This window comes from Amycolatopsis ruanii, from assembly GCF_003385175.1.
Taxonomy (GTDB): domain Bacteria; phylum Actinomycetota; class Actinomycetes; order Mycobacteriales; family Pseudonocardiaceae; genus Amycolatopsis_E; species Amycolatopsis_E thermalba.
Genome location: NZ_PQHY01000013.1, coordinates 11,420 through 27,894, shown reverse-complemented (window position 1 = coordinate 27,894; position 16,475 = coordinate 11,420). Strand labels below are relative to the sequence as shown.

The window sequence follows — 16,475 nt, the reverse complement described above, 5'->3', positions numbered from 1 at the left end:
CGCGCTCGCGCTGAAAGGGGCTGATTCCGGGTGGATAACTTGCCGCGCATGACCGAAGAACAGAAGGACACCCGGAGGCTCGCCATCGAAGCACTGGAGACCGCCCGCGAAGCCCGTGTGCTCGCCGTCGCAGCCTCGAAGGAAGTCGGCGACGTCTCAGCTCAGTTGAGAGGGCACATCACGGTGCTCCACGCGCTGCGCGAAACCCAGCTCGAGCAGGGCGCTCGGTTGGATCGACTCGAACGGAAGGTGGACGAGGGCTTCGCGCGGGTGGACGCGAGGTTCGAGCAGGTGGACCTGCGGTTCGAGCAGGTGGACGCGAGGTTCGAGCAGGTGGACCGGCGGTTCGAGCAGGTGGACCGGCGGTTCGAGCAGGTCGTCGACCAGATGAACGCGAGGTTCGACCAGCTGACTGCGTTGATCAAGAGCAGCAAGCGCTAAAGCCGCTCCAACCCGCCCGTCTCGACGTGGTGCCCGACGGGGTGCGGCAGGAAGTACGCCACCGCCCCGCCGGGCATCGTTCCCCACGGCTGGGTCACGCCGGTCAGCACGCGGACCGCGCGCGTCACCCGGTACCGCGCCCGCTGACCCTCCCGCTCCGGCAGCAGCGACGTCTCCGGGAACCGCGCCGTCTCGTCGTGCACCAGGTTTCCGGCCTCGCCGCCGAACCGGACCAACACCGTTCCGGCGGGCAGCGTGATCAGCCGCTTCGCGCGGTAGAAGGTCAGCGGCGGCTCACCGCGCAGCGGCGCGATCGGCCAGTCGCCCTCGTCGTCGACCACGCGCACCGGGTACAGCAGCAGCGATCCGAGCAGGAACCGCGCCGCCTCCTCGACCCGCGCGAACGCCGCCGGCTCCGCGCCGTCCGGGCCGGTGACCTCCCAGCTCGACTCCGTCCGCCGCAGGCTCCACGCCCCCTCGGCCCGCGCGCCGATCCGGTACGCCGACGGCGCGATCCCGTACTCCGCCAGCCGCCGCTCCAGCACGGCCAGCACCTCCGACGCCCGCAGCCCGTACGGCGGGTCGCCGCCGCGGTCGGTCAGCGTGACCGCGTCCACCTCACCGGCCTCGGGCTGCGGCGGCAGCGGCCTGCCCAGCAGCTCCGCCTCCGCCGCGGCGAGCACGTGCGCCGGCACGGTCGGCACCCGGTAGCCCTGCGCCCGCACGTGCGCGGCCAGCTCCGGCTGCGGCGGCAGACCGTATTTCCGCAGGTAGTGCGGCACCGCCGCGGCCCAGATCCACACCCCGTCGGTGTGGAAGGCGTCGGGCACGTCCGGCGGGATCGCCGGCGCGAACAGGTCGGGCAGCCGGTTCGGCCGGGCCACGGCCACGGGCGCCCGGTAGAGGTAGTCGAACAACGCGCGGGCCTCGTCCGGCGGCAGGGCCTGCCGGTTGACCACGGGCGGCTCGCCGGGCCCGTCGACGACGGCCGCGTGCCGGAACGCCACGTCCACCGGCAGCCCGGCCTTCGCGGCTGGCCAGTCCGGGACCTGCTTGCGGTCCCGTGGGAAGTGCTCCAGCTCCGCCTCGTACGCCCGGGCCGTCGGACGCCCCGCCGGTGACTGGCGCCAGTTCGGCTCGGCGGCGGAGTCGTAGTCGAACGTGAACTCGGCGGGCGCGACCAGCGTCAGCGTGCCCTTGAACCACGTCCCGACGCCCGGCTGGTACATCGCGGCCCGCAGGTCGCTGAACAGCTGCCCGAGCCGCGGCGACGCGGGCAGCGACACCGACTCGCCTTCGCCGGCCGCCCGGATCTCGATCTCCGCGTAGTCCCCGACCTGGCGGAACTGCGCGGCGATCCGCTCCCAGCCGTCCGGCACGACGTCCCGCAGCAGCCGCGCGATCTGGCGCACCAGCTCCTGCGGATCCCCGGCGCCGAGTTGTCGCGCACCGGCGGCGAAGTCGTGCCGCTCCTGCCAGATCGCGGTGATCTCGGCTTCCGTGGCCTCGACGCTGAACTCATGCAGGCCGAGCTGCTGCGCCCGCACCTCGTCGGTGCCGTTCCAGCGCAGCGTCAGCCCCTCGCCCGGGGCGACGCGGTAGATGTCGTCGTCGAACAGGCAGTGCGTCTGCAGGCTGAACGTCGCGGCGACCTCGGCCTCCGGCAGGACCTTCGCCGGGCGCCCGGAGTACTCCTCGTCGAAGTCCGGCGGAGCGTCCTCGCCGGGCGGGGTCACGAGCAGCACGGTGCCGTCCGCGCTGGAGCGTTGCGCCGGGAAGACGCGCCCCTGCCACACGGCGTACAGCCCGTCCGGCCGCTCCGCCAACTCCACTCGATACCGCACGACCGTCAGTCCTTCGGATACCGCTGCGGCCAGGTCTCCTGCAACGACCTGCTCCGCGCGACGCCGTACAGGTTGAAGTACAGGTAGACGTCGTTGGCGAGGTTGTCCAGCAGCCCCAGCGGCGTCAGCGCCCCGACCAGGTCCGCGGGCAGGCCGGGCACGCCGACGCGGGCGCCGATCAGCGCTCCGGTGAGCGCGGCGGTGAGCGGCGGGTCGGCCGACTGCAGGCCGGCGACCTGGATCGCGGCGAACGGGTCGTGGTGCCGCTTGGCGGCGGTGAACACGGCCCGGCCGGCCACCGCGAGCGGGCCGGCCGGGTCGCCGAGCGTCTCGATCTGCTCGGCGTCCGGGATGTCGCGGCCGTCGCGCAGCGCGAGGACGATCGCGGCGATCTCGTCGAACGGCGCCTGCCCCGACTTCCGCAACTCGCCCAGGACGGCGTGGAACGGCCACGGCGGCTCGCCGTTGACCAGCACCTTCCTCAGGATCCGCACGAGGAGTTCGATCGCGGTGGCGGTCTCGCCGTCGGCGCCGGTCAGTGCCCGCGCCACCGTCAGCTGGTACGGCAGGCCGGTGCTCTCCAGCTCCAGGCCGGCGGTCATGGTCGCGGCGAGCACGGCGGTGAGCGGGTTCGGCGGCGCCTCCGGACCGGCCCCGAGCGCGACCGCGAGCCAGCTGTCCGGCTTCGGCGCGGGCGGGAACCCGGGCGGCAGGTCGCCCGTGGCGTTCATGAACGGCAGGCCGCGCAGGACGGTTTCGGTGTGCCGCAGCATCTGCCGGGTCATCGGGCCGAGCACGTCACCGTTGCCCAGGGCGAGGCACTCCCCGACGGCGAACCCGACGTAGGCGCCGACGACGCGGTGCCACGCGAACAACCCCGACGGCGTGCCGGTGTCCTGGAACTTGCCCATCGTCCACGGCCGCGGCGCGGGCCGTCCGCTGTCGTCGTAGTGGTTGACCAGGCCGTTCCCGGCGAGGTCGGCGGGCCACTCGACGGGCTGGCCGTCGTGGCGCAGCCGCAGGTTGCGCACCCACCGGGCGTAGGCACGCGCGTAGCGCTCGCACTCGTCGGCGCTGAGTTCGTACCCGTTCTTCCGGGCCCAGCCGGCGACCGCCGTGAGCCGCTTCACGACCAGTTCGCCGCCCAGCTCGTACTCGGCGCCGAGGCGGGTGGCCAGCTCGGTGACGTGCGGCGAAACCTCGGGCGCGACCTCGTCGGCATATCGACCCGGCTCGGGCTCGATGCCGCTGATCTCCTCCGCGAAGTCGACGGCCATGGACAGGGCGTGCCCGGGATCCAGGTCCAGCCGGGTCTCTCCCGAGCCGGGCCGCAGCAGGTCACGCGGCCGGATCCGGCGCCACCGGTGGATGCCGGCCGGGATCGTGACCGTCGCGCTGTAGGCCGGGATGACGACCCGGTCGTCGCGGGTTCGGCTGCGGACGGGCTCGCCGTCACCGCCCAGCGGAACGAGGACCTCGCAGTCGAGCAGCTGCCGCCGCAGGGTCGCGTCGTCGATCCAGCCGACCCGGCGCATGCCCATCAGCTTCGCCGCGGGCGTGGTCGCCTTCGGACCGCCGAACCACTCCGGACCGGGCCGGTGCGCGGGGTTCTCCCGGACGTTGCCGGTCGGTTGCTCGCGCTCGTCGACCTCGATCCACCGCACGATCGCCGGCTCAGGTGTGGCGAGCCCGGGGAACTCGTTGCGCCGGAACTCGGGGTCCAGCACGGTCTTCCAGTCGGTGAAGTGCTGCACCGTCACGGCCGGATCGCCGGATAGCGCCGAAGCCATCGCTGTCCTTCCTCCCCCTCCGGGATCCCCTCGAACCGGCGGGTGACGTCGGTGACGACCCGCTCGATCAGCGGTTTGAGCTCCAGCTGGTCCACCCACTTCGGCGGCAGGCCGGGCACGCCGTTGCGGGCGCCGACCAGCGCACCGGCGATCGCCCCGGTCAGCGCGCTGCGCCCGGAGTGGTTCACCGCGCGCAGCAGCGCGACCTCGGGGTTGTTCTCGAACCCGGTCACCGCGGCGAGCGCGCGGCCCAGGACGGACGGGGTGTCGCGGCCGTCGCCGACCTCCTCCGGGTCGGGGAGGTAGTACATCCCCTGCTCCGGAATGGCGATCAGCGACCGCGCGGCCAGGTCACGCACCGCGTCCCAGCCGGGGCCCTCCCGGTCCCGCAGCACGGCACCGGCCGACACCCACAACGCCGGGCTGAACTCGCGCTCCAGCGAACGCTCGAACAGCAGGCCGAGGAAGACGGCGAAGGTCAGGTCGCCCTCGTCCGATTCCGGCAGCGCCGCGAAGGCCCGGACCGCCGCCTCGGACGCGCCGAAGGGCACCTCGCCCCGGCCGCCGATGGTCAGCACCCCGGGCAGGGCGCCGAGCAGGACCGCGGGGCCGGAGCGGAGGTCGGCCGGATCGGGGTCGCGGACGGCGTGCAGCTCGTCCAGGTTCGGCAGCCACCCGTCGATGCCCGGCACCGTCTCGCCCTGGGTGTGCAGCCACCGGGTGGTCGCCTCGCGGGCCGCGTCGGCGCCGCCGCGCAGGACGGCCTCGGTGAGGAACAGCAGCCGCTGGGTGAGCGGGCCGATCCGCCCCGGCGCGGAGAGATCGGTCAGCTGGTCCGGACCGTGCGCGCGCACGATCTCCTCGCGGCTGAGGCGGTCGACCGGCGCGCCGAGAGCCTCGCCGAGCGCGAAGCCGACGTACGCGCCGAGCAGCCGCTGCCAGCTGAAGTTGGTGTCCTGCCCGACGTCGGCGAACTTGCCGAACGAATCGACGCGCAACGTGGGCCTGCCGTCGTCGTCGTACCCGGGGGTGAGGCCGAACGCGGCGGGGTCGTATGGCGGCCGTGGCGGCAGCGCCATCGCCATGCGCCGCACCCAGGAGCGTCCCGTGACCACCCGGTAGCACTCGTCCCCGGTCAGCTCGAAGCCGTGGGCGCGGGCGCTGTCCCCGGCATCCACCGGCGGCTCGACGGGCTCGGGCAGGCCGATCCGCGCCGCGGTGTCGGTGGCCCACCGCGTCAGGTCCGCCGAGGCCTCCACGCACTCGCCGGTGACCTCGATCTTGTCGCTGTAGCGCGGGAACTCCGCGTGCGCCGCGCGGATCTCCTCGGTGGTGACCTCGACCGGCAGCTGCCACGGACCGTGGATGACCAGGTCGGCCTCCGGTACGTGGCTGAGGAGGGTGACCGGGTCCAGCCAGAACCACTCCCGGCTGCCCGGCGGGAAGAAGCGCGACGACGTCCACAGCTCGACCCGGCGGCGACCGTCCGTTGTGGACTGGTGGCGCACGCGGCCGTCGGCCAGCGGCACCAGCATGCTCTCCTCGAGCAGGCCGAGGACGAACTTCCGCTGGTCCAGCCAGCCGACGTGGCGGAACTCGACGAGGGAGTCGAGCGTGGTCCACGGCATCGGGTAGCCCCGGCGGCTCGGCCCCGTCCGGTACTCGGGGTTGGCGCGGGTCTCGCCGGTTTCCGTGCCGTCCGGCAGGTAGCGCCGCCAGCCCATGATCGCCGCCAGCGGCACGCCGAGGCGGCCGAGGCCGGAGCCGGCGTACTCGGGGTCGACCATCTCGGCCCAGTGGTCGCGGCCCGGGTACTGGGCGGGAATGCTGAGCCCGCCGAAGATCGGGGACGCGTGGCGCAGATCGCCCTCGGGGTCCCGCACGATCAGGGCCGGGGGCGGGACGATCCGCTCGCCGGGGTCGCCGCCGTCGAGGAACGCGGCCGAGTTGTAGGGGACGTACCAGCCTTCCGGGCGCCGGACGAGGTTCGCCTGGTCGACGCGCAGGTCCGCGCTCGGCCCGTGGACCTCGCGCAGCCACTCCTCGACCTTCGCGACCGCTTCTGCCGCTTCCACTACTCGATCCTTTCCAGGCTTCCGTCGGCCACGTGCTCGCTCAGCGGTTTCGGCAGGACGTACGCGACGCCCCCGCCGGGCAGGTTCGCCCAGGGGATCGCCACGCCGATCACGACCGCGAGCGTGCGCCGGAGCCGGTAGCGCCGCTCCTCGCGATCCCGCTCGATCGGCAGCGAGGTCGCGGCGAAGCGGGTTTCGTCGTGGTGGACCAGGTTGCCGCTCTCGTCGTAGAAGCGCAGCACGACCGTGCCGGCCGGCAGGCGGACCACGCGCTTGTTGCGCAGCAGGGTCAGCGGCGGGTCACCCTCGGCGGGCTGGATCGGCCAGTCCGCCAGTTCGGCGGAGGTCTCCAGCGGCGTCTCGGCACCGCCCGTCATCCGCGCCGGGTGCAGCAGCAGGGCGCCGAGCAGGTGCTGCGCCGCGTCCTCGGCGCGCTCGAAGTACTGCGGGCGCACCGGCGCCCCACCGGCGTAGCGCGCGACCTCCCAGCCGCGGTCGGTCGGGTTGAGGCACCACGCGCCGTCGGCCCGCGACGCCAGCCGGTAGGCCGCGGGCCACACGCCGTGCTCCGCGAGCCGCTGCGCCAGCACCACCAGCAGCGCGGGGTCCTCCAGCGCCGGATCGGTGCGGGTCTCCAGCTCGGCGGCGATGTCCCCGGTGGTCGGCAGCGCTTCGCCGGGATCGGCCTTGGGGCGGGACCGGCCGAGCAGGTGGTCGGCCGCGGTGCGCCGGGTCAGTTTGTCGACGTACGGCGGCTGGAAGTCCTGGTCGCGGATGTGCGTGAGGAAGTCCGGCTCGGGTGGCGTGCCGTACTTGCGCAGGTAGTGCGGCACCGACGCGTGCCAGATCCAGGTGCCGTCGGTGTGGTAGCTCTCCGGCACGTCGGATTCGGTGCCACCGCTGAAGATGTCCGGCCCGAGACCGCTGCCGACCAGCACCGCGGGCTGGCGTTCCAGGTACCGCAGGAGCGCGGGCACCTCGTCCGTGGGCACCGGCGGACGGCCCATGACGGGCGCGTCACCGTCGGCGTAGGAGTCGACCACGCGGGCGTGCCGGAACTTCGTGCCCAGCGGCAGTCCGGCGGCGCGGCGCCACCAGTCCGGCAGGTGCTCCGGGTCGCGGGGAAACGCTTTCAGTTCGGCCTCGAGCGCGGCGGCGAGGTCATCCGGCGGGGTCTGCCACCACGGTCGCGCGGTGGTGCTGACGTCCAGGTCGAACTCGCCGGACGGGTGCAGCGCGTAGCGGGCCTGCAGCCAGGCGCCCACGCCCGGCTCGTACATGGCGTCGCGCAACTCGCCGAACACCGCGGTCAGCTCGGCCGGTGCCGGGTAGGCGTGGCCGGAGCCGCGCGTGAACGCGATCGGCTCCAGCTCGGTGTGGTCGCCGACCTGGCGGAAGTGCAGCTCGATCCGTTCCCATCCGGACGGCGCGTCGGCACGGGCGAGCGTGCCGACGCGCACGAGCAACGGACGGTGCGGCTCCATGCTTGCCGTCGCCTCCCTGCGCATCTCCGTAGTGCCGCTCACTGTAACCAGCTCACGCGAGGATGGAGGTGCACGGGAAACCAGCCTGCTGCGCCTCCCACATGCCGAAGGTGCGCCGCTGCACCGAGGCGATGAAGGACTCCTCCTGCGCGGTCAGCGAGCGGCCCTCTTCCTTGGCCTGCTTGCGCATCCCGTCGACGGTGGCGTACAGCGCGAACACCGGGCCCTCGCCCCGCAGGTAGAAGGCGCGCTCCCGCTCGGTTTCGGCGATGAACTCGGATTCGGTCAGCGCGCGGAAGTTCGACGGCAGCTCGTCCTGGAGGACCTTCTCCAGGTGCGCGCTGTTCTCCTCGAACTGGCCGGTGCGCACGTTGAGCAGGAAACCGGTGAGGTTGCCGTCGCCGTCGCGGTCGACCTTGTAGGTCTTGTTGAAGCACTTGAAGTACTGCGGCGTCGGGATCTCGGCGACGTCCTCGACCAGGGGTTGCTGGGGCCCGTCGAGCTTGCGGTGACTGCCGCCCCGGCTCGTGCCGGCCGCGCCTGGTGCGGGCATGCCCGGCAGCGGCGGCATCATGCTCACCGCGCCGACCGTGCCGTCGGATGTGCGCACCTGCATGTCCAGCGGGCCACCCTGGGCGAGGCGGTCGTCGGCGGACAGGACCTCCAGACCCGGGGTGCCGGCGAGCTGCGCGGCGGCGCGGTAGGCGTCGTCGGCGCTGCCGACCTGCATGCCGGCCGACGCCAGCCCCGTCAGGCGGGAGGCGTCGCCGTCGAAGCCGGCGAGGTCGCGCTGGAGCTCGTCCCAGCTGGGCGAGGACGCGGGGACGGCGGTGCCCCCGACCGCGTTGGCGATCCCGCCCAGCGCCGAGTCCAGCTCCTGCCGGGCGGCCGCGGCCCGCGCGAGCTGATCGCGCAGGTAGGCGTCGGAGTAGGCGGGGTCGGCGGCGCGCGAGTGGTCGAAGCCGGGCTGCAGGTGGTCGCCGATGCCGGCGGTGCTGGCCGGGCTGCCCGGGGTGGCCGGTGGGTAGCCGGCCGGCTGGGGCTGCTCGGGTTGCTGCGGGTGGTCTCCCGGGGTGATGCCGAAGTTCGCCTGGACGTGGTCCGGGATGTTCGGCATCGGCAGCTGCTCTTCCCAGGCTTCCTCGACCACCGGGATCGCGTCCGGGTAGGTGATCAGGTTGACGAGGAGGCCCAGGTTGGTGAGCAGCAGGCGCCGGAGGCCCGGGTTGTTGTCGACGGCGTCCCGGAGTTCGGGGTGCTCATCCAGCAGCCGCCGGAACGCGTCGTCGATCCGCATGGTCTGCCCGTCGACGACGACGGTGTCATCGCCCGGCGCCAGATCGTCGGCGGTCCGGTCCGGCTCGTCGCTGCGCCGTTCCGGTTCGGGCGCGTCGTCCCGCGACGGTTCCGGCTCGGCGGGGGTGCCGTCGCGGGTGTGCTCGGGTTCGGCGGGGGTGCCGTCGCGCGACGGTTCGGGCTCGGCCGGTGTCTCGTCGCGGGCGGGTGCCGGTTCCGCCGGTGCGTCGTCGCGCCGGAGCTCCGGTGTTTCTCGCCGGTCGGGGTCCGGAATTCCGTCTTCCGGAAGCCCCGCGGCCTCGCCAGGTGCGTGCGGGCGTTGCGGGTTGACCGGCACGTCCGGCGCGGTCACCTGCGGCGACTGCCCATGGGCCACCCGCGGATCGACCGGCGGCTGCTGGTGCACCGGCGCCTGGGGCGGCTGCTGGACGGGCGGCTGGTGCTGCACGGGGGCCTGCTGAACCGGCGCCTGCTGCACCGGCGGCTGCTGCACCGGCGCCTGATGGGGCATCGGTGGCTGCTGCACCGGCGCCTGATGGGGCATCGGCGGCTGCTGCACCGGCGCCTGATGGGGCATCGGCGGCTGTTGCACGGGCGGCTGCTGGGGCATCGGCGGCTGTTGCACGGGCGGCTGCTGGTGCTGCACCGGCGGCTGCGGCTGCTGATGCACCGGCGCGACCGGCCCCACCGTGATCGGTGTGGTCGGCGTCGGCGCGCCGTGCTGCAGCGGCGTCGTCGGCGTGTGGTGGACCTGCGGGATCTGCTGCACCGGCGGGTTCGGCACGGTCGGGGCAGGCGTGTGCGGCGCCTGCGACGACCCGTACGGCAACGCCATCTGCGGGTTCGCCGCGACCCCGTTGCTGGTGGCGAGCGACCCGAACGGCAGGAGGCTGACGCTCGTCGGCTTGGTCGGCAGCTCCATCAGCCCGCCGTTCTGCGGGTCGATGAACGTGACGCCTTCGGGCGTGTTCACGGCCAGGGCGACGTGCGCCGCTTCCGAACCGTCCGGTTGCTTGAACGACACGTAGATCACGCTGTGGTCGCCGTGCCGCATGTTCGCCACGTGCGCGATGGCGTTGTCGTAGGTGCCGATCCCGTCCACCCACCTGGCGCCGAGCTGGTCCTCCAGCCACTTCATCCGGTCGAAGGCGCCGAGGTCCCTCGGCAGAACCGGATCGGCCTGCGAGTCGATCCCGATCAGCCGCTGCGCGTACGCCACGACACAGCGGCTGCAGTTGTGCCAGTAGCCCTTGTCGACGGCGTTCGGCACGTTGCGGTTCGGGTTGACGTTCGGCAACTCCGGGTGCCGCGCCGCGACGTAAGCGCCCTCGTGCGGGCCGGCCGTGCCGGCGTGGATGGCGGGCAGGCTGTGCAGCCCCGGCGTCGCGCCGGCCAAGTTCGACCAGGGCACCAGCTGGTTCTGCAGCAGCGGCACGTTCTGGTGCACCGGCGGGACGGGCTGGTGCTGGAACGGTCCCTGCTGCGGGTGCTGGAACGGCCCTTGCTGCTGGTAGGGCGCTTGTGGCCCCTGATGCTGCTGGGGCCAGCCCTGTTGCGGCGGCGCCGACTGGTAGGGGTTGTGCACGGGCGCCTGCTGGTGCGGTGCGCCCTGCCCGTACTGCTGCGGCGGCGCCGACTGGTACGGGTTGTGGACCGGCGCCTGCTGGTGCGGCGCGCCCTGCTGGTACTGCTGCGGGGGCGGTGCCTGGTTCGGGTGCGTGGGCTGCTGGTACGGGTTCTGCACGGGCGCCTGGTGCGGTGCGCCCTGCCCGTACTGCTGCGGCGGCGCCGACTGGTACGGGTTGTGCATCGGCGCCTGCTGGTACGGCGCGCCCTGCTGGTACTGCTGCTGGGGCCAGCCCTGCTGCGGCGGCTGGTTCGGGTGCGTCGGCGCGGGCTGCTGGTACGGGTTGTGCATCGGCGGCACCTGGTGATGCGGCGCGCCCTGCCCGTACTGCTGCTGCGGCCAGCCGTGCTGAACCGGCGGGCCGGCCTGGTGCACGGGTGCGCCCTGGTGGGGTGGCTGCTGCTGGTGCCCGTGCGTCGCGGGGGGTTCCTCGGAGCGGCGGAACGGGTTCCAGCCGCCGGGCCGCGGCCGTTCGCCGTCCAGCCGATTGCGCAGCGCGCTGCCGTCGCCGGCGTTCCAGACCGGCTCGGTGCGTGCGGGTCCCCCGCCGAGCAGCTCGCTGATCCGGTTGACCGGCGGTTCCGGCTGGGCGGCCGGCGTCGGCTCGCTCTTGCTGGACAGCGGCGTGCCGTCCCCGGTGTGGGTCTGCATCAGGTGCACACCGGACGGGTTCGGCGGCAGGTCGGCGAGCCGGTTCGTCATCGGGTCGACCAGCGCCACGCCGTGCTCGGTGTTGACCACGCTGAACGCGCGCTGACCATCCGGCGTGTCGACCGACAGCACGGCCCGCGAGCCGACCGGCTGCCCGGCCATCTCACGCACCACGCTGTTGTAGTCCGGCAGCTGGTGGAACTCGCCGCGGAGCTGCCGGGACAGGAAGTCCCTGCCGCGCGGGTCATCCGGCCTGCCCGGCTGTGCCTCGGCCTCGATGCCTTCCATCCGCAGCTCGAACGCGAGCACGGACTCGGCCGAGTTGTTCCGGTAGGCCTCCGGCATGCCGTCGGCGTAGTAGCCGCGGGTGTTGACGTCCGCGATCTCCGGCAGGTGCTCGCGGAGGAACCGCACCTCCTGGTGGGCGTTGCGGGTCGGGGCGCTGGGACCGGTGGTCTGGACGCGCGGATCCACGGGATCCGTGCTGCGCGCGTGGATCGCCGGCTCACCCACGACGTCGGACGACCGGCGGATGTCGCCCCAGCCGTTCGCCGGCTCGCCGATCTTCGGGGGTTCCGGCGTCTCCGTCTTGGGGCTGGTCTCCGGTTCGGACTTCGGCGGGGTGTCCGGCACCGCGGCCTCGCCGCCCACCATCCGCGCGAAGCCCCGCCTGGACGCGGCCTCGATCTCCGCTGCCTGGATTTCGGCCAGGTCGCGGTTGCGGTCCATGTGCTGCTTGGCGGCCTCGGGCGGGAGGTAGCGCGGGTCGTCCGGCGTGATCTCCTCGAGCCGGATCACCCACTTCTTGCCGCCGCCGGGGGTCTCGACCTCGATCTTTTCCTTGACGACGAGCTGGGTGCCGGGCTTGTACAGGACCTCGTGTTCCGCCTTGTTCGAGGCCATCGACTCGATGTAGCGACCGGTCTTGCCCTCGATGATCATCTCGACGTCGCCGGGCCACTTCGCGGGGCCCAGGTCGGCACGGCTCGAACTGAGGAACTGCGACTCGACCACGACGGCACCGAGTTCGTACCGGCTCGCGACGATGGCCGCCGCCTCGCCGCGCACGTTGACCCGGCGCACGGTTTCGCCCTGGTGGGTCGGCATTTCGTTCAGGCCGGAGACGAGCGCACGGACCATCGGCATGACCTCGTCGAGGTTCCGGCCGGTGCGCAGGGCCTCGTTGATCGTGGCGAAGACCGCGCTCGAGGTGTAGCTGTGCACGGCGTAGGCGCCGTTGTCGGTCATGTGCCGCAGAGCCGCGTCCAGGTCGCGCATCGCCAGCGCTTCGAGGAACTCGTGCTCGTGGGTGAGCCGGCCCGTGCGCTCGTCGACGATGCCGGTCTCGAGCTGGGCTTCGCCGAGGGCGTCGAAGTCGGCGCGGTCGTGGGTGCGGAAGTTCGGGTCCGCGATGTACGGCTCGTCGACCACCGGACGGTCGCGCTGGGGCGTCGCGTCGTCGGGAGCCCGGTCCGGTTGGGGTGCGCTGTCCTGGTAGGGCGGGCGCTGATCGGTGGGCGGCGCCTCGTCGCGAGGCGGGGCCGGGGCGTCCTCGGCCGGGTCGAAGGGGTTCCGCTCGGTGGCGGGTGTTTCGTCGCGGCGCGGGGTGGCCGTGTCTTCCGCGGGGTCGAACGGGTTGCGCTCGGAGGTGGGTGCCTCCTCGCGCGCCGGGGCGGCGGTGTCCTCCGCGGGGTCGAAGGGGTTGCGCTCGGTGGTGGGTGCTTCGTCGCGGCGTGGGGTGGCCGTGTCTTCGGCCGGGTCGAAGGGGTTGCGCTCGGTGGTGGGTGCTTCGTCGCGGCGTGGGGTGGCCGTGTCTTCCGCGGGGTCGAAGGGGTTGCGCTCGGTGGTGGGTGCTTCGTCGCGGCGTGGGGTGGCGGTGTCTTCCGCGGGGTCGAAGGGGTTGCGCTCGGTGGTGGGTGCTTCGTCGCGGCGTGGGGTGGCGGTGTCTTCCGCCGGGTCGAACGGGCTGCGTTCCGAGGTGGGTGTCTCCTCGCGCGCTGGGGTGGCGGTGTCCTGCGCCGGGTCGAACGGGGTCCGTTCCGAGGTGGGTGTCTCCTCGCGGGCAGGGGTGGCCGCCGTGTCTTGCGCGGGGTCGAACGGGCTGCGCTCGGTGGCGGGTGCCTCCTCGCGGCGCGGGTCCGTGTCGAGCGGGCCGCGGTCGGTCGCGGGCGTCTGCTGTGCTTCGGGGGTCCGCTCGGCGGGCAGCGCCGTGTCGCCCGGTGTGGGCTGGGGTGCCGGCGTCTCGGCGGGCGGACCCGCCTGGTGGACCGGCGCCGGCTGCTCCGGCGGGCGCGCCAGCATCCAGCGCGGATCGACGGGCGCGCCGGGACGGCCACCCTGCGGTGCCTGCTGCGGCGGCGGGCCGTACCCACCCTGCGGCGAGCGTGGCGTCGGAGGCCCGTACGCCGGCGGCTGCCCACCTCGCGGCGGTTGCTGCTGCGGCGGCGGACCATAGCCGCCCTGGGGCGGTCGCGGCGGACCACCGTTCGGCGGCGCACCCATCGGGCCCCGCGGGCCCTCGGGTGGCGTGTTGCCGTAACCGCCCACCGGCGGACGACCGCCCTGCGGCGGCTGCCCTTGGAACGGCCCACCCTGGACGGGACCGCCTTGCGGCGGACGGTTCGCCCCGCCCTGGACGGGGCCGCCCTGGGGTGGCTGCGCCGGGCCGCCCTGGAAGGGGGCGCCCTGCACGGGGCCGCCCTGGGGTGGCCGGTTCGGGCCGCCTTGCGTGGGGCCGCCTTGGAAGGGAGCGCTCTGCACCGGGCCGCCTTGTGCAGGGCCGCCTTGGAAGGGTGCGCCTTGGGGTGGCCGGGCCGGGCCGCCCTGCGTGGGGTTGCCTTGGACGGGGCCGCCCTGGGGTGGCTGCGCCGGGCCGCCCTGGAACGGGGTGCCCTGCCCGGGGCCGCCCTGGGGCGGACGGTTTGGCCCGCCTTGGGCAGGGCCGCCACCTTGGAACGGGGCGCCCTGCACGGGGCCGGCTTGCGGTGGCCGGTTGGGGCCGCCCTGGAAGGGGCCGCCTTGCGGTGGGCCGTACTGGGGGGCGCGGGGTGGCTGTCCGCCCGGCCCGTAGCCCTGTGGCGCGCCGCCGGGGTAACCCTGCATCGGCGCGGCGGGAGGCATCTGCGACTGCGGCGACTGCTGCTGGGGCCCTCGGTCGCCCTGCTGGGGGGCGCCGCCGGTCGGGCCGAAGCCGCCGGGGGTGTAGCCGGCGGCGGTCACGCCGTCCGGACGCGTCGGCGGCGGGTCGTTGGGCCCGTAACCGCTGCCCGGCTGCACCGGACCCGCGCCGGCCGGGACCGGCATCCGGTCCGCGCCGCTCACCGGAGCGCCGTCCGACGCCCCGGCCGAACCCCGCGCCGTCCCAGCTGAAGCCGCGGACGCGCCACCACTCGAGCCGAGCGGCGAACTCGCCGGGGATCCGGCCGAACCCGCGGAGCTTGCCGAGGAACCGACGGAGCCCGCCGAGGAGCCGGCCGCGCCTGCGGCCGAACCCGCCGAACCGGCGGAGGAGCTGGCCGCACCTGCGGCCGAACCCGCGGAGGATCCAGCCGAGCCGGCCGAGGAACCTGCGGAGCCGGCCGAGGAACCTGCGGAGCCGGCCGAACCGGCCGACGAGCTGGCTGAGCCTGCTGACGAGGCCGCGGATCCTGCCGAAGAACCGGCCGAACCTGCAGAGGAACCGGCGGATCCCGCAGAAGAACCGGCGGAACCTGCAGAGGAACCGGCGGAACCTGCAGAGGAACCGGCGGATCCTGCCGAAGAACCAGCCGAACCGGCCGAAGAACCGGCGGATCCTGCCGAAGAACCTGCGGAGCCTGCAGAGGAACCCGCCGAACCGGCCGAACCCGCCGAGCCGGCCGAAGAGACGCCGGCCGTTCCGGCTGGTGGGCCGCCGGCCTGGTTCGGCGTCGCGGTCGGTGGCGCAGTCGGAGCGGACTGGCCCTGCTGTCCGGAGCCGTCCGAAGTGGACCGTGGCGCGTCCGTTGTTCCGGGGGCCGGGCGGTCCGCCACGACGGCGGACTGGCCGCTCACCCGGTCGTTCGCGATCGCGTTCGAGACCGAACCGGACGCACCGTCCGAGTGGGATGACGACGCGCCCGCCATCGCCGGCTCACGGGCTGCTGACGAACCACCCGAAGACGAACCACCCGAAGACGAACCACTCGAAGACGAACCACCCGACGAAGAACCGGAATCCGAGCGCGACGAACCGCCCGAATCCGACGACGACCCACCCGACGACCCACCGGAATCCGACGAACCCGAATCCACCGGCGACCCGTCGACCTTGATGTTCCCCGCCCGCACGTCGGCGTTGAAGTTCTTGATCTCGTTGATCTGGTCCTTGGCGCCCCCGGTCGCGCGGTCCACGGCACCCGCCGACGCGCCCATCGCCAGGTCCTGCATCTTCAGGTTGCCGAGGTCACCGGTCAGCGCGGCCTGCCCGACCGTCGTGGCGACGCCTTCGACCGCGCCGCGCGCACCCTCGCGCACCGCCCGGTCCGCGATCTGCCCCGCGACGCTGTCCTGCAACCCCTTGGTCGCACCCTTCGGAATGGCGTGCCCGGCCGCCCCGGCGACACCGCCCGCCACACCGCTGGCCAGCGCACCGGCCGTCTTGTTGAAGTCCCAGTCCTCGAGCTTGCGGTCACCCTTGGCGACCTGCACGCCCTGGATACCCACGTCCAGCGCCAGGTTCATCGCGACGTTCATCGCGACCTGCTTGGCCAGGTGCTTCAGCAACTGCAGCGCGACCTTGCGGAAGCCCTCCTGCAGCATCTTCTGCACGAGCTGCCGGAAGACCATCTGCACGGTCATCCGCGTGGCCATCTGCGCCGGCACGATGCCCGCGGTCGACCCGCCGAACGTCACCACCGCGGCCGCGATCATGGCGGCGATCTGGATCGCCAGGATGATCAGCGACGCGATGATCATGTACTTCGTGTACTCGACGTCGAGCGCCGTCGAGTCCGCCGACTTCGCCAGCGCCTCGCACGCCTTGGTCAGGTTGACGAAGTACGCCTCGTCGCCGGTGACGAACTTGTCCCACATCTTCTGGAACTCGACCGCCGGCTGGCCGGTCCAGGTGCTCAGCACCTCCGAGGCGGCCCCGTTGGCCTTGTCGACGACGGGCCCGAGCGCGTCCCGCGCCGCCAGCCAGGCGTCGCGGACCTCGCGCAGCTTGTCCTCGTCGCCCTCCGGCCAGTGCTCGCCCACGACGATGGGCAGCAGCCACTTGACGTCCTCGGGGAACTCCATCCCCATGG

Annotated in this window: 6 protein-coding genes; 1 reads left to right on the top strand and 5 read right to left on the bottom strand. The window is 73.6% G+C overall.

Going from position 1 to position 16,475, the window contains the following annotated elements:
• The first annotated feature begins 48 nt into the window (after positions 1 to 48).
• Positions 49 to 441, top strand: a complete 393-nt coding sequence (locus D0D28_RS09710) for a hypothetical protein (RefSeq protein ID WP_116110411.1) — start codon at positions 49 to 51, stop codon at positions 439 to 441.
• Here D0D28_RS09710 and D0D28_RS09705 read toward each other — a convergent pair.
• Genes D0D28_RS09705 through D0D28_RS37310 form a run of 5 tightly spaced genes read right to left on the bottom strand, consistent with a single transcriptional unit; the run spans position 438 to position 16,473 of the window.
• Positions 438 to 2,285, bottom strand: a complete 1,848-nt coding sequence (locus D0D28_RS09705; RefSeq protein WP_240323147.1) for a TNT domain-containing protein — start codon at positions 2,283 to 2,285, stop codon at positions 438 to 440. The genes D0D28_RS09710 and D0D28_RS09705 overlap by 4 nt on opposite strands.
• 5 nt (positions 2,286 to 2,290) lie before the next feature.
• A complete protein-coding gene (locus D0D28_RS09700) occupies positions 2,291 to 4,075 on the bottom strand; it encodes an ADP-ribosylglycohydrolase family protein (RefSeq protein ID WP_116110409.1) in 1,785 nt (594 codons plus the stop codon).
• On the bottom strand, positions 4,042 to 6,150 hold the full coding sequence (locus D0D28_RS09695; protein ID WP_116110408.1) for an ADP-ribosylglycohydrolase family protein: 2,109 nt from the start codon (positions 6,148 to 6,150) through the stop codon (positions 4,042 to 4,044). Before D0D28_RS09695 ends, D0D28_RS09700 begins: the two co-directional genes overlap by 34 nt.
• Positions 6,150 to 7,658 (bottom strand): TNT domain-containing protein, encoded by a 1,509-nt coding sequence (locus D0D28_RS09690; protein ID WP_116110407.1) that lies wholly within the window; start codon positions 7,656 to 7,658, stop codon positions 6,150 to 6,152. The genes D0D28_RS09695 and D0D28_RS09690 overlap by 1 nt, the downstream gene beginning before the upstream one ends.
• Before the next feature lie 28 nt (positions 7,659 to 7,686).
• On the bottom strand, positions 7,687 to 16,473 hold the full coding sequence (locus D0D28_RS37310) for a toxin glutamine deamidase domain-containing protein (RefSeq protein ID WP_116110406.1): 8,787 nt from the start codon (positions 16,471 to 16,473) through the stop codon (positions 7,687 to 7,689).
• Between the last annotated feature and the right edge of the window lie 2 nt (positions 16,474 to 16,475).